Source organism: Pseudomonas sp. BJP69, from assembly GCF_007633355.1.
Lineage (GTDB): Bacteria > Pseudomonadota > Gammaproteobacteria > Pseudomonadales > Pseudomonadaceae > Aquipseudomonas > Aquipseudomonas juntendi.
This window is the reverse complement of record NZ_CP041933.1, coordinates 4,464,801-4,488,464: the sequence shown is the minus strand read 5'-3', so window position 1 is coordinate 4,488,464 and position 23,664 is coordinate 4,464,801. Positions and strand designations below refer to the sequence as shown.

Here is a 23,664-nt window from a genome sequence, read left to right as displayed (position 1 = left end):
CCCTGCCAAAGCGCTGTGCCAGCATCGTGGAAATCCACCACTTTCCTCACAATCGTTTCCGGGTAGAATGCTCGTTCGCATGCGGCCTCAGGGCTGCACGGGCGACTCATGGGGCCGCCCTCCATCCCTACGTGTGGAAGATCCTGCCGATATGTTTGCGCCTTTGTTAAAAAAACTTTTTGGAAGCAAGAACGAGCGTGAAGTAAAACGCATGCTCAAGACGGTGAGTATCGTCAATGCCTTCGAAGAGAAGATGGTGGCCCTCTCCGACGAGCAACTGCGGGGCAAGACTGCAGAGTTCAAGGAGCGCCTGGCCAAAGGCGAGACACTGGACCAATTGTTGCCCGAAGCCTTTGCCGTGGCCCGCGAGGCTGGCAAGCGCGTGATGGGCATGCGCCACTTCGACGTTCAGTTGATTGGCGGCATGACCCTGCACGAAGGCATGATCGCAGAAATGCGTACCGGTGAAGGCAAGACCTTGGTCGGTACCCTGGCCGTGTACCTCAACGCACTGTCCGGCAAGGGCGTGCATGTGGTTACCGTCAACGACTACCTGGCCCGCCGCGACGCCAACTGGATGCGCCCGCTGTACGAGTTTCTCGGCCTGTCGGTCGGTATCGTATCGGCCTTCCAGCCGCCGGAAGAAAAGCGTGCTGCCTATGCGGCCGACATCACCTACGGCACCAACAACGAATTCGGTTTCGACTACCTGCGCGACAACATGGCGTTCAGCCAGGACGAGAAGTTCCAGCGTGAACTGAACTTCGCCGTGATCGACGAAGTGGACTCCATTCTCATCGACGAAGCGCGCACCCCGCTGATCATCTCCGGCCAGGCCGAAGACAGCTCCAAGCTGTACATCGAGATCAACCGCCTGATCCCGCGCCTGACCCAGCACGTCGAAGAAGTCGAAGGCCAGGTCACTCAGGAAGGCCACTTCACCATCGACGAGAAGAGCCGCCAGGTCGAGCTCAACGAGGCCGGTCACCAGTTCATCGAAGAGATGCTGACCCAGGCCGGGTTGCTGGCTGAAGGCGAGAGCCTGTACTCGGCGCATAACCTGGGCCTGCTGACCCACGTATATGCCGGCCTGCGCGCACACAAGCTGTTCCACCGCAACATCGAGTACATCGTCCAGGACGGCCAGGTACTGCTGATCGACGAGCACACCGGCCGGACCATGCCGGGCCGGCGCCTGTCCGAAGGCCTGCACCAGGCCATCGAGGCCAAGGAAAACCTGAACATCCAGGCCGAGAGCCAGACCCTGGCCTCGACCACCTTCCAGAACTACTTCCGCCTGTACACCAAGCTGTCCGGCATGACCGGTACTGCCGACACCGAAGCCTTCGAGTTCCAGTCGATCTACGCGCTGAACGTGATGGTCATCCCGCCGAACAAGCCGCTGGCGCGCAAGGACTTCAACGACCTGGTGTACCTGACCGCCGACGAGAAGTACGCCGCGATCATTGCCGACATCAAGGAAAGCATGAAGCAGGGCCGGCCGATTCTGGTTGGTACCGCGACCATCGAAACGTCCGAACACATGTCGAACCTGCTGAAGAAAGAAGGTATCGACCACAAGGTGCTGAACGCCAAGTACCACGAGAAAGAAGCCGAAATCATCGCCCAGGCCGGTGCGCCGGGTGCCCTGACCATCGCCACCAACATGGCCGGCCGTGGTACCGACATCCTGCTGGGCGGTAACTGGGAAGCCGAAGTGGCCGCCCTGGAAAACCCGACCGCCGAGCAGATCGCCCAGATCAAGGCCGACTGGCAGAAGCGTCACCAGCAGGTGATCGAGGCCGGTGGCCTGCACGTGATCGCCTCCGAGCGCCACGAGTCGCGCCGTATCGACAACCAGTTGCGTGGCCGTTCCGGCCGTCAGGGCGACCCGGGCTCCAGCCGCTTCTACCTGTCGCTGGAAGACAGCCTGATGCGTATCTTTGCCTCCGATCGGGTGAAGAACTTCATGAAGGCCCTGGGCATGCAGGCGGGCGAGGCCATCGAGCACCGCATGGTCACCAATGCCATCGAGAAGGCGCAGCGCAAGGTCGAAGGCCGCAACTTCGACATCCGCAAGCAGTTGCTTGAATACGACGACGTGGCCAACGAGCAGCGCAAGGTGATCTACCACATGCGCAACAGCCTGCTGGCGGCCGAGAACATTGGCGACACCATCGTCGAATTCCGCAAGGAAGTCCTGGACGCTACCATCAGCCAGCACATTGCGCCGCAGTCGCTGCCCGAGCAGTGGGACGTGGCCGGCCTGGAGGCATCGCTGGCCAGCGACTTCGCCATCAAGCTGCCGATCCAGCAGTGGCTCGACGAAGACGATCACCTCTACGAGGAGACGCTGCGCGAGAAGCTGCTGAACGAGATCACCACGGCCTACACCGAGAAAGAAGACCAGGCCGGCCTCGACGCCCTGCGTACCTTCGAGAAGCAGATTCTGCTGCGTGTGCTGGACGACCTGTGGAAAGACCACCTGTCGACCATGGACCACTTGCGCCACGGTATTCACCTGCGTGGCTATGCGCAGAAGAACCCCAAGCAGGAGTACAAGCGCGAGTCGTTCAGCCTGTTCCAGGAACTGCTGGAGTCGATCAAGCGCGATACCATCCGCGTGCTGTCGCACGTGCAGGTACGCCGCGAAGACCCGGTCGAAGAGGAAGCCCGCCTGCGCCGCGAGGCCGAGGAGCTGGCCAGCCGCATGCAGTTCGAGCACGCCCCAGCCCCTGGCCTGGAAGGCGAGCAGCTGAGCGAGGAGGAGGCCGAAGTGGCCGTTGCCTCGGCGCCGGTGCGCAACGAGCAGAAGCTGGGCCGCAATGAGCCTTGCTGGTGTGGTTCGGGCAAGAAGTTCAAGCATTGCCACGGGCAGATCGAATGATCTGACCTGGGTGTTGTAACCTGATACATCCTGGGGCCGCTTTGCGGCCCCGTTTTTTGTACATCCACCGAATTTTCTAGGAGCGCTCTAATGGCTGTTGGTCTTGGTCCTTTGCCCACCCTGCACCCGGTTGCGGGTTTTGAACTCGGCATCGCTTCTGCCGGCATCAAGCGTCCTGGGCGCAAGGATGTGGTGGTCATGCGCTGCGCCGAAGGCTCCAGCGTGGCGGGCGTGTTCACCCTCAACGCTTTCTGCGCGGCACCGGTGATCCTCTCCAAGCAGCGTGTACAGGGCACCGTGCGCTACCTGTTGACCAACACCGGTAATGCCAACGCCGGTACCGGCGCCCCTGGGCTGGCAGCCGCCGAACGCACCTGCGCCAAGCTGGCTGAACTGGCCGGCGTACCCGCCGAATCGGTACTGCCGTTCTCCACCGGGGTAATCGGCGAGCCACTGCCGGTCGAAAAGATCGAAGGCGCGCTGCAGGCCGCCCTCGATAACCTGTCGGAGAACAACTGGGCCGAAGCGGCCACCGGCATCATGACCACCGATACCTTGCCCAAAGGCGCCAGCCGCCAGTTCCAGCACGATGGCGTGACCGTGACCGTGACCGGTATCAGCAAGGGCGCCGGCATGATCCGCCCGAACATGGCCACCATGCTTGGCTACATCGCCACCGACGCCAAGGTTGCCCCGGCGGTGCTCAAGGACCTGATGCTGGACGGCGCCAACAAGTCGTTCAACCGCATCACCATCGATGGCGACACCTCGACCAACGATTGCTGCATGCTGATCGCCACCGGCAAGGCCAACCTGCCAGAAGTCACCGAAGCCAGTGGTGCGCTGTTCGAGGCCCTGAAAAAAGCCGTGTTCGAAGTGTGCATGGACGTGGCCCAGGCCATCGTGCGTGACGGCGAAGGTGCGACCAAGTTCGTGACCGTGCAGGTCAACGGCGGTGGCAACCACCAGGAATGCCTGGACGTCGGTTACGCAGTGGCCCACTCGCCGCTGATCAAGACCGCACTGTTCGCGTCGGACCCAAACTGGGGCCGTATTCTCGCCGCGGTGGGCCGTGCCGGTGTGCCGGAGCTGGACGTGAGCCTGATCGACGTCTACCTGGATAACGTGTGCATCGCCAGCCAGGGCGGCCGCAGCCCCAGCTACACCGAAGCCCAGGGCTCGGCGGTGATGGCCCAGGAAGAGATCACGATCCGGATCGAACTGGGGCGTGGCCAGTGCAGCGAAACCATCTGGACCACCGACCTGTCGCACGAGTACGTGAAGATCAACGCCGAATACCGTACCTGATGCAGTGCTGGGGTCGGGCAACGGCCCCACAATTCCAGAACCAGGAGACGAACCATGAGCGATCACCTGAACTTCGGCGACACGTTGCGCGCCTTGTTGCAGGCTGGCCTGGCGGAGCGTGAAGTGTGAAAAGGATTCATGTTGTAGCAGCGGTCATTCGTGGCGCCGATGGCCGCATTCTGATCGCGCGGCGGGCCGCCACCCAGCACCAGGGTGGCCTGTGGGAGTTTCCCGGCGGCAAGGTCGAAGCCGGTGAAAGCGTGGAAGCGGCACTGGCCCGCGAGCTGCGCGAAGAGCTGGGTATCGAGGTGAGCCGTTCGCGTGCGCTGATCAAGGTCAGCCACGACTACCCGGACAAGCAGGTGTTGCTGGACGTGCGTGAAGTGCAGGCCTTCACCGGCGAAGCGCATGGCGCCGAGGGTCAGCCGCTGGCGTGGGTTGCCCCGCGCGATTTGCCGCAGTACGAATTTCCCGAGGCCAACCAGCCGATCGTGGCTGCCGCGCGCCTGCCGGACCAGTACCTGATTACCCCCGATGGCCTGGAAGTGCCGCAACTGCTCAAGGGCATACAGAAGGCGGTTGCCAGCGGCATTCGCCTGATTCAGTTGCGCGCCCCGGACATGTACGACCCCAAGTACCGCGACGTGGCGGTGGATGCGGTTGGGCTGTGTGCGGGCAAGGCGCAGTTGATGCTCAAGGGGCCGCTGGAATGGCTGGGCGATTTCCCTTCGGCCGGCTGGCACCTGACCGCGGCGCAGTTGCGCAAGTACGCCGCCAAAGGTCGGCCGTTTCCCCGCGAGCGGTGGTTGGCGGCTTCCTGCCACTGCGCCGAAGAGCTGGCACTGGCCGAGCAGATGGGCGTCGACTTCGTCACCCTGTCGCCAGTCCAGGCAACCCAGACCCACCCCGAGGCGGCGCCGTTGGGCTGGGACGAAGCTGGACGTTTGCTGGCCGGGTTCAGCAAGCCGGTGTACTTGCTGGGTGGGGTAGGGCCGGGTGAGCGCGAGCGAGCCTGGGAAGCCGGGGCCCAGGGTGTGGCCGGCATCCGGGCATTCTGGCCCGAGGCCTGAGCCATTGGGGCGGCCCTTCGCGACACCGCGCAGGCCGCCCCGAACCTGTCAGCCCTGCGGTTTTTCAGCAGGCTGCCACAACACCTCGGCCACCCCCTGTCGCCGCCCGATGATCCGGGCCGCCACGAACAGCAGGTCGGACAGGCGGTTGATGTACGCCAGACCCACCCCTTCCAGTGGTTCCAGCGCATGCAGCTGCTGGCAGCGCCGCTCGGCGCTGCGCGCCAGGCTGCGGCACACATGGGCCTGCGCCACCAGCATCGAACCACTGGGCAGGATGAAGTTCTTCAGCGGCCCCAGCTCTTCGTTCCACACATCGATGACCGCCTCCAGGCGCTCCACTTCTGCCTGGTTCAAGGCCTGGTAGCTGGGCATGGCCAGCTCGCCACCCAGGTCGAACAAGCGGTGCTGACACGGCGCGAGCACCGCAGTGACCTCTTCCAGGCCTTGCTCGGCCAGGCCTGCCAAAAGCACGCCGAGCTGGCTGTTGAGGCTGTCTACCTCGCCAATGGCTTCTATGCGCGGGTGGCTTTTCGGCACCCGCCGGCCGTCGCCCAGGCCGGTTTCGCCCTGGTCGCCGGTACGGGTGTAGATCTTCGATAGGCGGTTGCCCATGTCATTGCTCCGGTAAGGTCGGCGCCGCTGCTGCCGGCTGGCCGAGGGGCAGGCGCAGGGTGAAGCACGTACCCTGGCCAGGCGTGGAGTGCACCTCCATCTGCCCCTTGTGGTTGTTGGTGATGATGAAGTACGAAACCGACAGGCCCAGCCCGGTGCCCTGGCCGATTTCCTTGGTGGTGAAGAACGGCTCGAAGGTGCGCTTGCGCACGGCCTCTGGCATGCCGACGCCATTGTCCTCGACCTGGATCTCTGCCCACGGCGGGTTCAGCCGGGTGCGCAGGGTGATCCGCCCCGGCTCGCTCGGTTGCGGGCGCAGGTGGATGGCCTGGGCGGCGTTCTTCAACAGGTTCAACAGTACCTGTTCCAGTTCGTTGGCAGTGCACGGCACAGGCCCCAGTTCAGGGTCGAACTGCCGCACGATGGCCTGCCCCTTGAAGTCGAAACCGATCGCCAGGTCGAAGTCGTTGCCGGCAATTTCCACCGCCTGGTCGATCAGCGCCGGCAGCTCGCAAGGCTCCAGCCGTCGGTTGCTGCGGCGGCTGAAGCTGAGCATGTGGGTGACGATCTTCGCCGCGCGGGCCCCGGCCTGCTGAATGCCATCGAGCAGTTGCGGCACTTCGCGGCTGGCCAGGTAGCGGTTGATCATGGCCAGGTCGAGGCCAAGCTCGCTGGCCTGTTCCTGGTTGCGGGGCAGGTCTGCCGACAGGCGTCGGCGGATGTTCTGTACGTTGTGCAGGATGGCGCCCAGCGGGTTGTTGATTTCGTGAGCCATGCCCGCCGCCAGGCCGCCGACCGAGAGCATTTTTTCCGACTGGACCATCATTTCTTCCAGCGACAGGCGCTGGGTGATGTCGTCGATGCGGATCACCACGCCGCGCCCGCCGCCGCCGGTGAGCGGGTAGAAGGTGAGGGCGTAATGGCGCAACTCGTCGCCCTTGGGCCAGGTGACCCGCTCGATCTTGGCCACCCGGTGCTTTTCCACGGTTTCCTTGAGTTGCGGCAGGAACGGCTTCAGCGGCTCGAAGGCGATGAACACCGGCTGGTTCAGCGCCTCATGCAACGGCGTGCCGGAGAGGACCGTGGCTTCGTGATTCCACTGGGTGACATAGAGCTGTTCGTCCAGGGCAATCAATGCCGAAGGCATCGAGTCGATGATGCTGTTGAGGTAGTTCTGGAAACCGGTGAGTTTTTTCTCGATTTTGCTGCGCACCTGCACTTCCAGTTCCAGCTTGCGGTTGGTATGGCGGGTTTCCTCGGCCAGGCCCTGGGCCTGGTCATAGGCATCCTGGAACTCGTCACGGGCGCGTTTGAGTTGCTGCTCACGGGCCTCGATGCGCGAAAGCATGGTGTTGAAGGCGTCGGCCAGGCTGCCGATCTCATCGTCGTTGCCACGCCGGGCGCGCAGGGCGTAGCTCTCTTCGCGGGTGACCTGGCGGCTGAGTTCTTCAAGCTGGTTGATCGGTTGGGTGATCAGGCGTTTGATCTGGCGGGCAATGAAGATCCACAGCAGGATGCTGAACACCAGGATAGCCAGGCTGGCACTGAGCGTGCCGGTGTAGAACGCGGTGGGCAGCTCGCTGCTGGCCACCAGCAACAGGTGGGCCGGCGGGTTGGCCTCGCGCGGGATGCGGATCAGTTGGGTGCTGCGAAACTCCATCAGGCGCCAGCCGTCGATGTTGCGAAAGCGCTTGGGCAGGGTTAGCGGGTCGCCATGCTGGAGTTGCGCCAGCATGCGACCGTCCCCCCCGTACACGGCTGCCGCGCGCAGCGGGGTGTAGCTGTCCAGCTCCTTGAGCAGGGCACTGGCGGTGTCTGGGGTGTCGCCCGCGCGCTCAGCCAGTTGCGGGTTGGCCACCAGCCGGCCGATGGTCTGCAGGGCCTGGGGTGCCATGCTCTCCTGGGTGATCCAGTAAGCCGCGCTGATGAAGGTGAGGTTGGCCACCAGCAGGATGGTCACCAGCAATACCAGCAGGGCCGCCAGCAGCTTCTGCCCGACCGGGAGGTTTTCCAGGCGATGGCGCAAGGTCATGGGCTAGGCAGTGTCCGTATCCAGGTAATAGGGCTGCGTCAGTCGCAGGGCAAGCCACGTAAGCGCAGGTGTTCGACCAGGCGTTGCAGCAGGTGTTCCAGTTGCGGCAGCTGCAGGCCGTGCCGCGCGGCAACCCGGCAGGCATGGCCGAGCAGGTAATGCACCTCGGTGCGTCGGCCTGCGTGCACGTCCTGGTACATGGAAGAGTAGTTGGCTGCGGTGGCCACGATCACCCGTTGCACTTCTTCTTCCAGGCCCTCGGCCGCTTGCGGCTGGCCACAGCGGCGCAGCAGTGCGGCCAGTTCGGTGCACAGGCCATGTACTTCCGCCAGGTGGCCCAGCAAGCCGCCGTTCTGGCAAGCGTGCAGCACGGTCAGCGGGTTGATCGCGCAGTTGAGGGCCAGCTTGCGCCACAGGCGGGTGAGAATATCCACCGTCCATTCGGCAGGGATGCCTGCTTCGTGCAGGTCATCGAACCAGGCCGGCAGCGCCGGGTTGCGCGGGTCGCCCAGCCAGTTGAAGCCATGCCCGGCAAAACGCACCTGCCAGTCGCCTTCGCGGAAGGCGCCTTCGGTGCTGGAGGCGAAAACGCAGCGCGCCTGTGGCAGCAGGTCTGCCACCGCGTCCTGGCTGCCCAGGCCGTTCTGTAGCAGTAGCACGTCTGCGCCCTCGGCCAGGCGTGGTACCAGGCCGGCAATCGCCGGGGCCGCGTCGTAAGCCTTGCAGGCCACCAGCAGGCGATGGATCGGCCCGTCAGCCTGGGCGGTTTCGGCGGGTATGGCGTAGTGCCGGGGCTGTTCTTGCTCGATCAACGTCAGGCCGCCAGCCTGCTCATAGGCCTGCAGCCGTTGCCGATCGCGCAGCACCAGGCGCACTGCCTTGCCCGCGCGTGCCAGGCGGCAAGCCCACAGGCTGCCGAGGCTGCCGGCGCCGAGAATATGCCAGGTGCTGCTCATATGCGTTTCGCAACCCGTTATAATGAGCCCGCATTTTAACCGTCAAACCCGGCGCGCTCCATCTTCAGCCTGAGCGCGCTTTTATTTTGGGAGAACAACCATGCCTTCGTTCGACGTGGTATCGGAACTGGACAAGCACGAAGTGCAGAACGCGGTGGACAACGCCATCAAGGACCTGGACCGCCGTTACGACCTCAAAGGCAAGGGCTCCTTCGAGTTCAAGGACAAAGAGCAGACCGTGATGCTCACCGCCGAGGAAGAGTTCCAGCTCGAAGCCATGCTGGAAATCCTGCGCCTGGCGCTGGTCAAGCGCAAGATCGACGTGAAATGCCTGGAAACCAAGGACCCGTATGCGTCCGGCAAGGAAAAGAAACAGGAAGCCAAGTTCCGCGAGGGTATCGACAAGGACCTGGCCAAGAAGATCGTCGCCACCATCAAGGACGGCAAGCTGAAGGTACAGGCCGCCATCCAGGGTGAGCAGGTACGGGTAACCGGCAAGAAACGCGACGACCTGCAGGAGGCCATTGCCTTGCTGCGGACCAAGGAATTCGAGATGCCGCTGCAGTTCAACAACTTCCGCGACTGATGCGGGTGTGGCCAGGAACCCCCATGGCTCAATGATGTCCATGGGGGCCGGGGCCGTGTGTTAGCACGGTCTGTTCTACCGTGTACTTGCCGTTCGGCATCAGGAGATGAATATGGATTTGAACGCTGAAGTCGATCAGCTGGTTCGCCAGTCGCAAACCTGGATCCCCTTGATCATGCAATACGGCAGCCGTGTGCTGCTGGCGCTGGTGACCCTGGCGGTCGGCTGGTGGATCATCAACAAGGTCAGCGCCCGCCTGGGCAAGCTGGTCGGCCTGCGCAATGCCGACCTGGCGTTGCAGGGCTTCATCAGCACCCTGGCCAACATCGTGCTGAAGGTCCTGCTGCTGGTCAGCGTGGCGTCGATGATCGGCATCGAGACCACCTCGTTCGTCGCGGCTATCGGTGCCGCCGGCCTGGCCATCGGCCTGGCGCTGCAGGGTAGCCTGGCCAACTTCGCTGGCGGCGTGCTGATCCTGATGTTCCGCCCGTTTCGCATCGGCGACTGGATCGAGGCACAAGGCGTTGCCGGCACTGTCGACAGCATCCAGATCTTCCACACCGTGCTGCGCACCGGTGATAACAAGACGGTGATCATGCCCAACGGCAGCCTGTCCAATGGCATCATCACCAACACCAACCGCCAGCCCACGCGCAAGGTGGTGTTCGATGTGGGCGTGGATTACGAGGCCGATTTGCAGACGGCCCGCAATGTGTTGCTGGAGCTGGCCCAGGACCCTCGCGTGCTGGCCGACCCCGCTCCGCAAGCGGTGGTGGCGACGCTGGGTGACAGTTCGATCACCGTGTCGCTGCGCTTGTGGACCAAGACCGCCGATTACTGGGATGTGATGTTCATGCTCAACGAGCAGGCGCGTGACCGCCTGAAGGCCGAAGGGATCGACATTCCGTTCCCGCAGCGGGTCATTCGGGTCGTGCAGGAAACTGCTGCCCAGTAACAGCGCATCAGCGCCGGGGCTGCACAGCGGCCCCGCTTTTTTTGCCCCGATTACACTTGTTCACAGCAAACCCCTGCAATTTCTGGCATATACCCTGCTCCTGCCTATCACCCCCTCATATGCCATCATGAAACCACTGCTGTACATCACCCCCCTGCGGGCCTTGCTGTTTGGCCTGACCCTGGCCCTGTTCGAACTGCTGACCTACCTGGCCAGTGACGCGGTGATGCCGGCCATGCCGGTCGTGGTCGGCGACCTGAACGCCAGCCCTGAATACATCCCCCATGCCCTCAACCTGTACTTGCTCGGTGGCGTTGTGCTGCAGTGGCTGATCGGCCCGCTGGCAGACCGCTATGGTCGGCGCCCGTTGCTGCTGGCCGGCTGCGCGTTCTTCGGCCTGGCCTGCCTGGCGACCTTCTGGGCCCATGATATTGGCCTGTTCAACCTGCTGCGCCTGTTGCAGGGGATAGGCCTGGGCTTTGTGGTCACGGTCAGCTACCCGGCGCTGAACGAGGCATTCAGCGAGGCGGACGCCGTGCGGATGATGGCGCTGCTGGCCAATATCGCGCTGCTGTCGCCGCTGCTTGGCCCGCTGGTCGGGGCCTTGCTGTTGCAGTGGCTGGACTGGCGTTGGCTGTTCGTGGCTTTCGCCGTGGGGGCCGTGGTGTGCTGGGGGCTGCTGTACCGGCTCATGCCCGAAACCCTGGATGTAGAGCGCCGCGACGGTTCGCGCCTGGCGTTCACGCCGATCCACCTGTTGCCATTGTTGGCAGGCTACGGCCAATTGCTCGGCAACCGCCGCTTTGTCGCGGGCAGCGCCGCCCTGGGCCTGGTCGGGTTGCCGCTGATTGGCTGGATTGGCCTGTCACCGGTATTGCTCATTCACGATGAGGGCCTGACGACCCTGGAATATGCGCTGTGGCAGCTGCCGGTGTTTGGCGGGTTGATCCTGGGCAACCTGATCATCAACCGTATTGCCGACCGCTACCCGCTGCCGGCCTTGGTCCGTGGTGCCCTGTGGCCGTACCTGGCAGGGTTGAGCGTGATGGTGCTGGCGACATGGTATTGGCCGAGCGTGACCAGCTTGGTGGCAGGCATGTCGTTGTATGCACTGGGCCTGGGTGTGGCCAACGCGGTGCTGTACCGCATGACGCTGTTTTCCAGCGAGCAAAGCAAAGGCCTGGTCTCGGCCATGCTGGGGATGATCACCATCGCCCTGTTGGGGCTGGGTGGGGCGTTGCTGGCCATGATCGGCGCCGGCGCCAGCTTGCTGCATTTCGCACTGGCGGCGGGGCTGGCGGGCGCGCTGGCGCTGTGGCCGTTGTGGTTTGTGGTGGGCGGCCGGCCGGGGCAAGGGGCCGTGGCTGACTGATCTGCAGTACCTGTGCCTTGTCGATCTGTAACTTGCCAATGTCGCTACCGTGGCCTGCATGCGGGTCTTCCTGGTGCGACTCAATGCCATGCTCAGGCCTGGCGAGCCTTGGCTGGATCTGGTGTTGCCTCAGCCGAAGAGGGTGTAGATCAACAGCCAAAATGCAGGACTCGAAGGTCACTCGGTTCCTGTGGGAGCGGGCGTGCCCGCGAACACCGGCGCAGCCGGTGCCAGACACCGCGTCGCCTGCTTCGCGGGCAAGCCCGCTCCCACAATGAATCGCGCAGGCTTTTCAAATTTTGAGAAAGACAGTTGCTCCTACAGGCGGGGCTGGCGGGCGCACAGGCGCTGTGACAGCCACACACAATCGCAATGTGGCTTTTTACCCGCGTTGCCCATCAGGCCGCCGCGCCTGGCTCTGCCAGCGGTTTACCGCGGCCAGCCTCTTGGCGCCACTGCAAGGCGATCAGGATCAGCGTAGGCACGCCCAGCAGGGCAGTAATCAGGAAGAAGTCGTGATAGCCGAACTTCTCCACCATCACCCCCGAGTACCCACCGATCAACCGCGGCAGCAACAGCATGATCGAGCTGAGAAGCGCGTACTGGGTGGCCGAGAACTTCAGGTTGGTCAGGCTCGACAGGTACGCCACGAACGCAGACGTGGCCATGCCGGAGCTGAAGTTGTCCAGTGAAATGGTGACCACCAGCATTTCCAGGTTAGGCCCCATGTCCGCCAGCATCAGGAACAGGATGTTGGTGCCCGCCGATGCCGCCCCACCAATGAACAGGATGGGCATGATGCCGAAGCGCACGATCAGCAGCCCGCCGATACCGGCACCGACCAAGGTCATGATCAGGCCGAAGATCTTGCTGACACTGGCGATCTGGTCTTTGGTGAAGCCCATGTCGATATAGAACACGTTGGCCATCACGCCCATCACCGTGTCCGACATGCGGTAGGTGGCGATCAGGCCTAGCAATAGCAAAGCCTGCCAGCGGTAGCGGGCAATGAAGTCGTTGACCGGGGTCAGCACCGGGGCCAGGCCGCGGCGGCCCAGGCTCGACAGGCACGCCCAGGTCAGCAGCACATAGAGGATCAGGCGCAGGAAGGCGCGGTCTTCGAGCAACAGGTCGAGCGGCGTGGCATCCCCGGAGATGACCGTGGACCAGCCGGTATTGAACATCTGGGTGAAACTGGCGGGCACCGACACCAGCAGGATGATCAGCACGAACACCGAGGCCATCTGGTGCACCAGGCCGTAGCGCGCAGCCGACAGTTGGGTGCGCAGCGGCACCGGCGGTTCGCGCATGACCAGGGTCGTGAACAGCGCAGGCAGCATCATCACCCCGAACATCACGTAGGTGCCGGCCCAGGCTTTATGCAGGTAACTGAAGCCGGTAGACCCGAACCACTCGGCGAAGAACAGCGCGCCGGCGGTGGCGAGCAGGGCGGCGACCCGGTAGCCGGCCATGTAGCTGGCGGCCAGGGCGGCCTGGCGCTGGTCGTCGGCGATTTCCAGGCGGTAGGCATCCACCGCGATGTCCTGGGTGGCCGAGGCAAAGGCCACCAGCACGGCCATGGCGATCAACCAGGACAGATGTTGTTGCGGGTCGCACAGGCTCATGCCGACCAGGCCGATCACCACCAGTGCCTGCGACAGCAGCAGCCACGAGCGCCGGCGCCCCAGGCCGCCGAGCAGCGGCAGGCGCCATTGGTCGAGCAACGGTGACCACACCCACTTGAAGGCGTAGGCCAGGCCGATCAGGCTGGCGTAACCAATGGTTTCGCGGGCCACCCCAGCCTCGCGCAGCCACACCGACAGGGTCGAGAACACCAACATGTAGGGCAGGCCGGCGGCGAAACCGAGCAGCAAAAGTACCAGGGTTGACGGGCTGGCATAGGCAGCGAGCGCAGCGCGCCAGGTTTTACGGGGCATGGGCCAACATCTGCCTCAAGTTTTCGAAAACAAAGCGCGCACTCTAACCGCTGTGATCTGTCGGGCGCCAGCCATGGCGCGTCATATCCACACGATTGTTGGTCACATTCACGCCTTCTGCACGCAGCCGCGCCCGTTGTTCATCCCCGGCCGGTGTGCCCAGCGCCAGGCTCAGGCGGCCCCCTGCGCCCAGCACCCGGTGCCATGGCAGGCGGGTTTGCGCAGGCAGTTGCCCGAGGGTGCGCCCTACCCAGCGGGCTGCGCGGCCAAGCCCGGCCAGCGCTGCGAGCTGGCCATAGCTCACGACTTTGCCCGCCGGTACTTGGCCAAGCACCGAATACAGTGCCGTTCGTCGACCTTCGGCCGATTCCGGCATGTGCTCAGGTCCCCCAGACATGGCGCCCCCCTTGGGCTGTGGATGAAACCGGACAAATGGTCAGGTAAATGCGTATTGAACTCAATGCCAGGCTGCCGGTCTGTGCTTGCTCTGGTCGGCGGTAGCTGGATAATGCCCGGCTTTTTTCTTCGAATCGAACCGTATTACATCTATGCATTCTAGATCCTTGTTGTGCCTGCTCGCTGCTTCCCTGTGCGCCTCACCGGCGTTGGCCGATACCGTGTGGATGAAGAACGGTGACCGGCTCAGTGGCAAGATCAAAGTTTTCGATGGCGGCAAGCTGCTGCTGGAAACGCCCTACGGCGGCTCCATTGCCCTGGACTGGAAACAGGTGCAGACCCTGGAAAGCGACCAAGAACTGCTGGTCAAGCAGGATGCCTACACGGGCGAGAAGGCCAAGTCGCTGAAGGCCGCTGAACCGGGCAAGGTGACCTTGGCCAACGGCGAGGCACCCAAGACCGTGGAGCTGGCCAGCATCGAGCAGATCATGAAGCCCAAGCCCTTGGTCGAAGACTTCGTGTGGAAAGGCAACGTGGATGTGGCGCTGGACTACAAGCGCGCCGAAAACGATACCGACGACTACGATGTCAGCTTCAAGACCACGGCCCGCCACGGCCGCTGGCGGCACAACGCCGAAGGCGAGTACAACCGCGAAACCAAGGACGACGTCACCACCACCGACAACTGGAGTGCCGAATACGCGCTGGACCGCTTCATTACCGAGAAGTGGTTCTGGCAGGGGCGGGCGGAATACAAGCGTGACCGCATCGAAGACCTTGCCCGCCAGCGCACCGTCGGTACCGGCCCGGGTTACCAGTTCTGGGACAATGAACTTGGCGCATTCTCGCTGGGGTCGCTGATCAACCGCACCGACTTCGAGTACCAGGACGGCAGCAAGGACAACTTCTATTCCGCTGCCGTGAAGTGGGACTACACCCGTTACCTGATCGGCAAGAACGTGCAGCTGTTCACCAACGGCGAGCTCGCCAAACCGCTGGGTGGGGTGGCCGATTATTCGCTGGATGCCGAGGTGGGGCTGCGCTACAAGGTTACCGAATGGGCTTCGCTCAACCTCAAGGCGGAGCGTGACATCATCAGCGGCACGAGTGAAAGTGATCTGGAGAAGACGCGCTATACCGCGGGCTTTGGCGTGACCTGGTAAACCGCCGGGCCGCACCGCGGCCCCATTGGCACCCGGTGTGATAATGCTTATCTTGTCACCCATCCCGTTTGCCACCAGGAGCCGCACCCAGTGAGTACCAACGCCATTCGCCCAGCCCGGGAACTGCTGCTCAAGGAATACCGCGGCGTGCTCTCGACGCATTCCAAGTCGATGCCCGGCTACCCGTTCGGCTCGGTGGTGCCGTACTGCCTGGACGCTCACGGCAACCCGCTGATCCTCATCAGCCGCATTGCCCAGCACACCCACAACCTGCAAAAAGATCCCAAGTGCTCGCTGCTGGTAGGCGAGCGCGAAGCTGAGGATGTGCAGGCGGTGGGGCGCCTTACGGTAATGGCCGAAGCGCACAAGCTGGTCGAGGCAGACGCCATCGAGGTTGCCGCCGAGCGTTACTACCGCTACTTCCCGGACGCTGCCGGCTACCATAAGGCTCACGACTTCGACTTCTGGGTGCTGCAGCCGGTACGCCACCGCTACATCGGCGGCTTCGGCGCGATCCACTGGCTCGACCAGGTCACCCTGGCCAACCCGTTCGCCGGCACGGCCGAGGCCAGCATGGTCGAACACATGAACAGCGACCACGCCAATGCCATAGCCCACTATGTGCAACTGACCGGCCTGCCGAACCATGCCACAGCGCAACTGGCCGGGGTGGACAGCGAAGGCATGCACCTGCGCATCGGCCAGGGGGTGTACTGGTTACCCTTCCCGCATATTTGCAATACGCCGACACAAGTCCGCGAAGCCCTGGTTTTGCTGGCGCGGGCCGACCAGTGGCCCATGCTGGCAGGGGGCGAGGGTTGAAAAAGCGTGCACTTACATCCACTTGATGGTCTTAAAGGAAGGTTCTCTTCCGACGAGGAATGCTTTGATGCGTGCTTTTCTACTGTTGCTTCTGCTGTTTCCAGTGCTGGAGCTGTTCGTATTCGTCAAGGTCAGCGCGGCCATCGGTTTCTTCCCGGCGCTGTTGCTGATCATTGCCGGTTCCGCCTTGGGGGTGCTGGTCATGCGTGTGGCTGGCCTGGCCACCGCCCTGCGCGCCCGGGAAAGCCTGCAGCGCGGTGAGCTGCCCGCCGAGGACATGTTCCAGGGCATGATGCTGGCGGTGGGCGGTGGTTTGCTGCTGCTGCCGGGCTTTATCAGCGACGTGCTGGGCCTGCTGTGCCTGCTGCCGTTCACCCGCCATCTGGCCGCGCGCAAGCTGCGCGAACGCGCCGAGGCCCAGGCCATGCGCCAGCGCGCGTTCCAGGACGACCCGTTCCAGGCCCAGCCGCGCGATGGCGGCCACCGGCCGAACGTGATCGAGGGCGAGTACGAGCGCCGCGACAAGTAACCACCGCTTTCCACTACGGGGCCGCACATGCGGCCCCGCGTTTTTTCCGCGAGCTGAAAAATTTTGTAGGGCAAGCCTTGTAATTGGATATGGCGGCCTCATGTATGTGGTCACCGCAAGGTTTCTGGCATTAACGCCAGACATTACTCAGGTGGCTTGCCCTTGGCGGGCTACCTTCCGGCAACGCCGGACAGCCTCAACCCGCCGGTTTCGATACCGGCCGATGAAAACCACAATTTGGGAGAGATCGACAATGAAGCTTCGTCCTCTGCATGACCGCGTAGTCATCCGTCGCAGCGAAGAAGAATCGAAAACCGCTGGCGGTATCGTCCTGCCGGGTTCGGCCGCTGAAAAACCTAACCGCGGCGAAGTCGTTGCTGTTGGCACCGGTCGCGTTCTGGAAAACGGCGAAGTCCGTGCACTGGCCGTCAAGGTCGGTGACAAAGTGGTTTTCGGCCCTTACTCGGGCAGCAACACCGTGAAAGTCGATGGCGAAGACCTGCTGGTCATGGCCGAGAATGAAATCCTCGCCGTTATCGAAGGCTGATTTCCCCGACTTCCCGTTACTCCAAAGAATTTCCAAGGATTAAACGATCATGGCTGCTAAAGACGTAAAATTCGGCGACTCCGCTCGTAAAAAAATGCTGGTTGGTGTCAACGTTCTGGCTGACGCGGTAAAAGCTACCCTCGGCCCGAAAGGTCGTAACGTGGTTCTGGCCAAGAGCTTCGGCGCGCCAACCATCACCAAGGACGGCGTTTCCGTCGCCAAAGAAATCGAGCTGAAAGACGCCTTCGAGAACATGGGCGCCCAGCTGGTCAAGGAAGTCGCTTCCAAGGCCAACGACGCCGCCGGTGACGGCACCACCACCGCTACCGTACTGGCCCAGGCCATCGTCAACGAAGGCCTGAAAGCCGTCGCTGCCGGCATGAACCCGATGGACCTGAAGCGCGGTATCGACAAGGCCACTGCTGCCGTTGTCGCCGAGCTGAAGAACCTGTCCAAGCCATGCGCCGATTCCAAAGCCATCGCTCAGGTCGGTACCATCTCCGCCAACTCCGACAGCTCCATCGGTGAAATCATCGCCGAAGCCATGGAAAAAGTCGGTAAAGAAGGCGTGATCACCGTTGAAGAAGGCTCGGGCCTGGAAAACGAACTGTCCGTCGTAGAAGGCATGCAGTTCGACCGCGGCTACCTGTCGCCTTACTTCGTCAACAAGCCAGACACCATGGTTGCCGAGCTGGAAAGCCCGCTGCTGCTGCTGGTCGACAAGAAAATCTCCAACATCCGCGAGCTGCTGCCAGTGCTGGAAGCCGTTGCCAAGGCCGGCCGCCCACTGCTGATCGTTGCCGAAGACGTTGAAGGCGAAGCGCTGGCTACCCTGGTAGTCAACAACATGCGCGGCATCGTCAAGGTTGCTGCGGTCAAGGCACCTGGCTTCGGCGACCGCCGCAAGGCCATGCTGCAGGACATCGCCGTTCTGACCGGTGGCCAGGTCATCTCCGAAGAAATCGGCCTGTCGCTGGAAACCGCTACCCTGGAGCACCTGGGTAACGCCAAGCGCGTGATCCTGTCCAAGGAAAACACCACCATCATCGATGGTGCTGGCGCTGACACCGAGATCGAAGCACGCGTCAAGCAGATCCGTGCCCAGATCGAAGAAACCTCTTCGGACTACGACCGTGAGAAGCTGCAAGAGCGTCTGGCCAAGCTGGCCGGCGGTGTTGCCGTGATCAAGGTCGGTGCTGGTACCGAAGTTGAAATGAAAGAGAAGAAAGCCCGCGTTGAAGACGCCCTGCACGCTACCCGTGCAGCCGTTGAAGAAGGCGTGGTGCCTGGCGGTGGTGTTGCCCTGGTTCGCGCCCTGGCAGCCATTATCGACCTCAAAGGCGACAACGAAGACCAGAACGTCGGTATCGCCCTGCTGCGCCGCGCTGTCGAAGCGCCGCTGCGCCAGATCACTGCCAACGCCGGCGACGAGCCAAGCGTTGTCGCTGACAAGGTCAAGCAAGGTTCGGGTAACTTCGGTTACAACGCTGCCTCCGGCGAGTACGGCGACATGATCGAGATGGGTATCCTGGACCCAGCCAAGGTCACCCGTTCGGCGCTGCAAGCTGCTGCTTCGATCGGCGGTCTGATGATCACCACCGAAGCCATGGTTGCCGACCTGCCAGAAGACAAGCCAGCTGCTGGCATGCCTGACATGGGCGGCATGGGTGGCATGGGCGGCATGATGTAAGCCAGCCTTACCCCCTGCACCATGAGAAAGCCCCGGTTCGCGAGAACCGGGGCTTTTTTTATTCTCCTGTGGGCGCCATTGGGCCGCTAAGCGGCCCCGGCTTCAGGCAACGCTGTTTTTGACCGCGGGCACTTCTACCATGCCCCGGCGATACAGCACCAGATAATACGACCCCAACCCGATCAACCAGCAGAACACCGCCGTCCACACGTTGTGCGACAGGAAGTGCGCCCCTTGCAGCATGCGCCCAACGCCAAGCAGCGAACCTGCCAGCAAGGCCACCACGAATGCCGCCCGCGCCAGGCGCGGCTTGCGGTCACGCAACATGAAGAACAGGCCGAACAGGCAGAACCCGGTTGCGGCATGCCCGCCCGGCCAGCACAGCCCGGGCTTGTCGGTGGCCGGCCGTGGTTGCAGCAGCTTGCTGTAGGTTTCGGTACCGCCAAACTGGGTGAGGCTCCAGGGGCACTGCACCTGCGTCACCTTCTTCAGGGGCGTGACAAACGCGGTGGACAAACCCAGCGCCAACACCAGGCAGCCCAGCTCGCGGCGCCAGCCAAATAGGCGCTTTACGAAAAAGCTGGCGGCGAAGGTCAGCAGCGCTATCAGCCCCAGCAGGATCACCCCCTGTTTGACCCGGTCATGCAGGATGTTTTCCAGCCAATAACTGTGACGGCCAATGAACTGCCCGGCTACAGGGTCGAAGAACAGCTTGGCGAGGTCCATGTCGATCGACGTCAGCTCCAGCAGAATCAGGGCCAACGCGGTCCCTAACGGAGTACCCAGGTACAGCCAGTAATTGATCGGGCGAGGGCGGGTTGCTTGCTGCATGGCGGCTCCAGGGCGGAAAAAGATCGGCCATTGTCGTCGGCCCGCTATCCTGTGTCCGTGAAGGATCAGTGAAAAAACCGTCAAGTGCGGTGAATTTTTCCGGGGGCTGGCACCCTGCAGGCATAGGCCGTAAGCTGCGCCTGCCGCGCACCACAGCGAGAAGCGCCGCACAGGAGAAACCGATGCGCATTCTTTTGGTTGAAGACAACCGCGATATCCTGGCCAACCTGGCCGATTACCTGGGCATGAAGGGCTATACCGTCGACTGCGCCCAGGATGGCCTGTCCGGGCTGCACCTGGCTGCCACCGAGCACTATGACCTGATCGTGCTCGACATCATGTTGCCCGGTATCGATGGCTACACGCTGTGCAAGCGCCTGCGCGAAGACGCCCGCCGCGACACGCCGGTGATCATGCTTACCGCTCGCGACCAGTTGGACGACCGCCTGCAAGGCTTCCGTTCCGGGGCCGACGACTACCTGCTCAAGCCTTTCGCCCTGTCCGAGCTGGCGGCACGCATCGAAGCCGTGCTGCGCCGGGCCCAGGGCGGCGGGCGGCGCAGCCTGCAGGTGGCTGATCTGAGCTATGACCTCGACACCCTGGAGGTCACCCGCCAGGGCCGCATGCTCAAGCTCAACCCGGTCGGCCTCAAGCTGTTGGCCGTGTTGATGCAGAAGAGCCCTCATGTACTGCGCCGCGAAGTGCTGGAAGAAGCCCTGTGGGGGGACGACTGCCCCGACAGTGACAGCCTGCGCAGCCATGTGCACCAACTGCGCCAGGTGATCGACAAACCGTTCGAAAAACCACTGCTGCATACCGTCCATGGCGTCGGCTATCGCCTCGCCGAGGGTCGTGATGGAGTTTAAGCAAAGCCTTGCCCAGCGCATCATCATCGCCTTTGCCCTGATGAGCGCGCTGGTGGCCGGGGCCTTCGCCTTCGGTATCGTCGGCACCGTGCACCTGGTCGAAGAGCGGCTGATTTCATCGGTACTGGGCGGTGACTTGCAGCGCCTGCTGCGCATGGACAGCGTCAGCGACTGGAGCCACCGCCCGCGCCCCGACCAGTTGTTCTACTTCAGCGGCGGGCGGGACGACTTTGAGCTGCCCAAAGACCTGCGCCATCTGGACCGTGGCTTCCACGAAGTATTCCGCGACCAGCTTTCCTACCACGCGATGGTCGAGATCGTCGATGGCCGCCGCTATGTATTGCTGCAGGACCAAAGCGACTTCGAGGAGCGCGAGCGTGTGCTGTTCGCGGTGGTGCTGGTGGGCTTCGTGCTCAGCCTGGTGCTGGCGGTGATCCTGGGCTGGCTGGTGGCGCGGCGGGTGATGGCACCGGTGATCCGCCTGGCGCGGCAAGTTCGCCACCGTGACCAGCTGCTGGGCCTGGCGCCGCCGTTGGCGCCGGACTACGCGGCGGACGAAGTCGGCCAGCTGGCGGTGGCGTTCGATGACACGCTGGGCCGCCTGCGCGATGCGCTGACCCGTGAACGGCTGTTCACCAGTGACGTCAGCCATGAGTTGCGCACCCCATTGATGGTGCTGGCCACGTCCTGCGAGCTGCTGCAGGAAAACCCCAACCTCGACACCCGCGCGCGCAGCCAGGTGGAGCGCGTGGCGCGGGCAACCGAAGAGATGCGCGAGCTGGTCAAGACCTTCCTGATGCTGGCCAGGGCGCAACGTGATGAAGGCGCAGTGGCCTCCCGGGCGACCCTGCGCGAAGTGGCCAACGAGCTGATCGGGGTGTGGCGCGACACCATCGAACAGAAGGGCCTGACCCTGTATTTCGATGGCCAGGCCAGTGCCAGCGCAGTGTTGTACAACGCGACCTTCCTGCAGTCGGTGATGGGCAACCTGCTGCGCAATGCGGCGCACTACACCGATGCCGGCTACATCCGCCTGAGCCTGGAAAGCAATGGCTTCAGCGTGGAAGACAGTGGCGTGGGCATACCGGAAGAACAGCGCGAAGCCATGTTCAAGCCGTTCGTGCGCGGTGACGAGCGGCGCGGCGAGGGCCTTGGGCTGGGCTTGTCGCTGGTGCAGCGCATCTGCGACGACCAGGGCTGGCGGGTGACCTTGACCTCTTCTGTACCCCATGGCTGCCGTTTCCATGTCGACTTGAGCAATACGCGGGTGAAAGAAGAGCCGGACGTCGTGGCTGGGTAATGTGTTGTTACACGTGTTACCGTGGCCAACACTTTTTTCACATCAGCATGACCTGATTCCTACGCGCATTTACCTAATGTGAGCGCAATGGAATCAGGAGATGCTCAATGCGTAGCCCTATCAAGCTTGAATTTTCTGAGAAGTACGACAAAGACCATGCCCGAGAGTATTTTCTCAAGCACCAGGATGGCTTGGCCCGCCGGCTGTCTCACAAACGAGATGAGCAGCTGGCCCGCCGCGCACTGGCGCTGGCGGGTGAGCCTGGCCTGGTCCTGGACTTGCCCTGCGGCGCTGGTCGTTTCTGGCCGCTGCTGGCAGAAAAGAACAACCGGGTCATCATCGGTGCCGATAATTCCCAGGCGATGATCGACACCGCCTGTGCTGCACAACCGCCAGAAGTGGTCGCGCGGGTACGGCCTTTGCAGACATCGGCATTCGACATCGACTTGCCAGACAACTCCGTCGACAGCATTTTTTGCATGCGCCTGTTTCACCATATTGGCGAGGCAGCCCACAGAAAGAAAATTCTTTCTGAATTTCAACGAGTTAGCCGTGATAGTGTGATCTTGTCACTGTGGGTGGACGGCAACTTCAAGGCTTGGCGGCGCAGAAAACTGGAACAGCGCCGCAGCACCAAAGCCGAGCAGAACCATTACCAGAACCGGTTTGTGTTACCGGCCGACACGGTCGAAGAAGAATTCCGCGCCGCCGGTTTCAGGATCCAGGAACGCCTCGACTTCCTGCCGTTCTATGCCATGTGGCGGGTTTATGTATTGCGTAAGGGGTAGTGTTTGATGGCTGTAGCCCAGAATGGGGAGTCGCGCTTCGATTTTTACTGGCGCCAGCAAGGCGAGTGGGTAGAGGAGCCTAACCAGCGCCGGGGTGGCGAAAGTGGTGTGCAACGGCTCAACGATGCCAACGGCAAACTGCTGTATGCAAAGCGTCAGGTCGGGCATATTTATCGCAGCCTGTTGCACCCCTTCGGCCGGCCAACCGTGCTGCGTGAACTCGATGCGCTAAACAGCTTCGAGCAACTGGGTGTGCGTGTACCGCGCCTGGTGTTCTGTGGTGCCCAGCGCGATGCCGACCACCAGTGGCGGGCGCTGCTGGTCAGCGAAGCACTGGACGGATTTGTGGAGCTGGACACCTGGCATGCCCAAGGTGCCCGAGACCGTTACCCACAGGTGGTCCACGAGCGCATGCTCAAGGACCTTGCCGAAAACCTGGCGCGCATGCACCTGGGCCATTGGCAGCACGGCTGCCTGTACGGCAAGCATGTGTTCGTCAAGGTGCTGGGCGAGGGCGAGCAAGCCCGTGTCGAAGTGGCGCTGCTCGACCTCGAGAAGTGTCGGCGACGTTTCAGTTGCCAGCGCGCGGCGGGTAACGACCTGCGCCAATTGCGCCGCCATTCGTCGCTCAACGAGGCGGAATGGCAGACGCTACTCTACTTTTACAAGGTGGCGTTTGGCAGCGCTGTCAAAGGGTTAGGGTAATGAAACTAGAAATAGCTCGAGCTTTGTTCCTGGTAGCGGGCCTGGCGGTGACCACTGTAGCGGTGGCTGCCTGGGAAGAGCCGAGGCCGACGGTATTCAGCAAGGCTGAGATGGCCGCCCAGTGCGCACTGCCGCGGGACGTGAAACCGCAGCAGAAGGCCAGGGTAGAGCCGGATCAGGATCTGTTGCTGTTGCTGTTCGGCCTGCGCCAAGGGTTGCGGCCATTTGGTTGAAACCGGTGTAGCTGTACATGCCAGAGGCCTCGCAAGCGCGAGGCCTCTGGCGTTTCTGCAGGTGGCCCTCGGTGGG

General features: G+C 62.8%; 22 protein-coding genes and 1 pseudogene. 17 read left to right on the top strand and 6 right to left on the bottom strand.

Annotated elements, in window-relative coordinates; all coding sequences use genetic code 11:
- The first annotated feature begins 151 nt into the window (after nucleotides 1–151).
- From secA to FPB55_RS20990, 3 genes are all read left to right on the top strand, one after another.
- Nucleotides 152–2,887 carry a preprotein translocase subunit SecA gene (gene secA / locus FPB55_RS21000; protein ID WP_125854473.1) on the top strand — a complete coding sequence of 912 codons (2,736 nt, stop codon included), beginning with the start codon at nucleotides 152–154 and terminating at the stop codon, nucleotides 2,885–2,887.
- A 90-nt stretch (nucleotides 2,888–2,977) separates the two neighbouring features.
- On the top strand, nucleotides 2,978–4,195 hold the full coding sequence (gene argJ / locus FPB55_RS20995) for a bifunctional glutamate N-acetyltransferase/amino-acid acetyltransferase ArgJ (protein WP_009684404.1): 1,218 nt from the start codon (nucleotides 2,978–2,980) through the stop codon (nucleotides 4,193–4,195).
- A 125-nt stretch (nucleotides 4,196–4,320) separates the two neighbouring features.
- The gene (locus FPB55_RS20990; RefSeq protein WP_009684403.1) at nucleotides 4,321–5,265 is read left to right on the top strand and encodes a Nudix family hydrolase; all 945 of its coding nucleotides are present in this window, start codon (nucleotides 4,321–4,323) and stop codon (nucleotides 5,263–5,265) included.
- 48 nt (nucleotides 5,266–5,313) lie between these two features.
- Here the strand turns inward: FPB55_RS20990 and FPB55_RS20985 are convergent, their stop codons facing one another.
- Genes FPB55_RS20985 through FPB55_RS20975 form a run of 3 tightly spaced genes read right to left on the bottom strand, consistent with a single transcriptional unit; the run spans nucleotide 5,314 to nucleotide 8,868 of the window.
- On the bottom strand, nucleotides 5,314–5,880 hold the full coding sequence (locus FPB55_RS20985) for a cob(I)yrinic acid a,c-diamide adenosyltransferase (RefSeq protein ID WP_054881171.1): 567 nt from the start codon (nucleotides 5,878–5,880) through the stop codon (nucleotides 5,314–5,316).
- Nucleotide 5,881: 1 nt separating this feature from the next.
- The gene (locus FPB55_RS20980) at nucleotides 5,882–7,912 is read right to left on the bottom strand and encodes an ATP-binding protein (protein WP_009682796.1); all 2,031 of its coding nucleotides are present in this window, start codon (nucleotides 7,910–7,912) and stop codon (nucleotides 5,882–5,884) included.
- A 38-nt stretch (nucleotides 7,913–7,950) separates the two neighbouring features.
- The gene (locus tag FPB55_RS20975) at nucleotides 7,951–8,868 is read right to left on the bottom strand and encodes a putative 2-dehydropantoate 2-reductase (protein ID WP_009682795.1); all 918 of its coding nucleotides are present in this window, start codon (nucleotides 8,866–8,868) and stop codon (nucleotides 7,951–7,953) included.
- 100 nt (nucleotides 8,869–8,968) lie between these two features.
- Between FPB55_RS20975 and FPB55_RS20970 the strand changes: the two genes are divergently transcribed.
- From FPB55_RS20970 to FPB55_RS26780, 4 genes and pseudogenes are all read left to right on the top strand, one after another.
- A complete protein-coding gene (locus tag FPB55_RS20970; protein ID WP_009682794.1) occupies nucleotides 8,969–9,454 on the top strand; it encodes a YajQ family cyclic di-GMP-binding protein in 486 nt (161 codons plus the stop codon).
- 112 nt (nucleotides 9,455–9,566) lie between these two features.
- Nucleotides 9,567–10,409 carry a mechanosensitive ion channel family protein gene (locus FPB55_RS20965; protein ID WP_144189207.1) on the top strand — a complete coding sequence of 281 codons (843 nt, stop codon included), beginning with the start codon at nucleotides 9,567–9,569 and terminating at the stop codon, nucleotides 10,407–10,409.
- A 127-nt stretch (nucleotides 10,410–10,536) separates the two neighbouring features.
- Nucleotides 10,537–11,781: an MFS transporter gene (locus tag FPB55_RS20960; protein WP_125854475.1), complete on the top strand. Its 1,245-nt coding sequence runs from the start codon at nucleotides 10,537–10,539 to the stop codon at nucleotides 11,779–11,781.
- Between the two features lie 34 nt (nucleotides 11,782–11,815).
- A pseudogene (locus tag FPB55_RS26780) lies at nucleotides 11,816–11,929 on the top strand (IS110 family transposase); the annotation flags it as partial.
- A 250-nt stretch (nucleotides 11,930–12,179) separates the two neighbouring features.
- Here the strand turns inward: FPB55_RS26780 and FPB55_RS20950 are convergent.
- Both FPB55_RS20950 and FPB55_RS20945 read right to left on the bottom strand, forming a co-directional pair.
- A complete protein-coding gene (locus tag FPB55_RS20950; protein WP_029887493.1) occupies nucleotides 12,180–13,718 on the bottom strand; it encodes an AmpG family muropeptide MFS transporter in 1,539 nt (512 codons plus the stop codon).
- A 43-nt stretch (nucleotides 13,719–13,761) separates the two neighbouring features.
- Nucleotides 13,762–14,115 (bottom strand): MGMT family protein, encoded by a 354-nt coding sequence (locus FPB55_RS20945; RefSeq protein ID WP_029887494.1) that lies wholly within the window; start codon nucleotides 14,113–14,115, stop codon nucleotides 13,762–13,764.
- 151 nt (nucleotides 14,116–14,266) lie between these two features.
- On the opposite strand from FPB55_RS20945, the gene FPB55_RS20940 reads away from it, so the two are divergent.
- The 5 genes from FPB55_RS20940 (at nucleotide 14,267) to groL (ending at nucleotide 18,865) form a co-directional block, all read left to right on the top strand.
- On the top strand, nucleotides 14,267–15,277 hold the full coding sequence (locus FPB55_RS20940) for a DUF481 domain-containing protein (protein WP_029887495.1): 1,011 nt from the start codon (nucleotides 14,267–14,269) through the stop codon (nucleotides 15,275–15,277).
- 90 nt (nucleotides 15,278–15,367) lie between these two features.
- Nucleotides 15,368–16,099: a HugZ family protein gene (locus FPB55_RS20935; RefSeq protein WP_144189205.1), complete on the top strand. Its 732-nt coding sequence runs from the start codon at nucleotides 15,368–15,370 to the stop codon at nucleotides 16,097–16,099.
- Between the two features lie 67 nt (nucleotides 16,100–16,166).
- Nucleotides 16,167–16,628, top strand: a complete 462-nt coding sequence (locus FPB55_RS20930) for an FxsA family protein (protein WP_009684395.1) — start codon at nucleotides 16,167–16,169, stop codon at nucleotides 16,626–16,628.
- A gap of 253 nt (nucleotides 16,629–16,881) precedes the next feature.
- Nucleotides 16,882–17,175 carry a co-chaperone GroES gene (locus FPB55_RS20925; protein WP_009684394.1) on the top strand — a complete coding sequence of 98 codons (294 nt, stop codon included), beginning with the start codon at nucleotides 16,882–16,884 and terminating at the stop codon, nucleotides 17,173–17,175.
- A gap of 49 nt (nucleotides 17,176–17,224) precedes the next feature.
- Entirely contained in the window at nucleotides 17,225–18,865 is a 1,641-nt protein-coding gene (gene groL, locus FPB55_RS20920) for a chaperonin GroEL (RefSeq protein ID WP_009684393.1), read from the top strand.
- A 102-nt stretch (nucleotides 18,866–18,967) separates the two neighbouring features.
- On the opposite strand, the gene FPB55_RS20915 is transcribed toward groL, so the two are convergent.
- Nucleotides 18,968–19,696: a phosphatase PAP2 family protein gene (locus FPB55_RS20915; RefSeq protein WP_115294688.1), complete on the bottom strand. Its 729-nt coding sequence runs from the start codon at nucleotides 19,694–19,696 to the stop codon at nucleotides 18,968–18,970.
- 182 nt (nucleotides 19,697–19,878) lie between these two features.
- Here FPB55_RS20915 and colR point away from each other — a divergent pair, with 182 nt between their 5' ends.
- From colR to FPB55_RS20890, 5 genes are all read left to right on the top strand, one after another.
- The gene (gene colR / locus FPB55_RS20910; RefSeq protein WP_009684391.1) at nucleotides 19,879–20,562 is read left to right on the top strand and encodes a two-component system response regulator ColR; all 684 of its coding nucleotides are present in this window, start codon (nucleotides 19,879–19,881) and stop codon (nucleotides 20,560–20,562) included.
- Nucleotides 20,552–21,862, top strand: a complete 1,311-nt coding sequence (locus FPB55_RS20905) for a HAMP domain-containing sensor histidine kinase (protein WP_009684390.1) — start codon at nucleotides 20,552–20,554, stop codon at nucleotides 21,860–21,862. Before colR ends, FPB55_RS20905 begins: the two co-directional genes overlap by 11 nt.
- A gap of 107 nt (nucleotides 21,863–21,969) precedes the next feature.
- The gene (locus tag FPB55_RS20900; protein WP_009684389.1) at nucleotides 21,970–22,650 is read left to right on the top strand and encodes a class I SAM-dependent methyltransferase; all 681 of its coding nucleotides are present in this window, start codon (nucleotides 21,970–21,972) and stop codon (nucleotides 22,648–22,650) included.
- Between the two features lie 6 nt (nucleotides 22,651–22,656).
- Entirely contained in the window at nucleotides 22,657–23,355 is a 699-nt protein-coding gene (locus FPB55_RS20895; RefSeq protein ID WP_009684388.1) for a lipopolysaccharide kinase InaA family protein, read from the top strand.
- Nucleotides 23,355–23,588, top strand: a complete 234-nt coding sequence (locus FPB55_RS20890) for a hypothetical protein (protein ID WP_029887498.1) — start codon at nucleotides 23,355–23,357, stop codon at nucleotides 23,586–23,588. Before FPB55_RS20895 ends, FPB55_RS20890 begins: the two co-directional genes overlap by 1 nt.
- The last annotated feature ends 76 nt before the right edge of the window (nucleotides 23,589–23,664 follow it).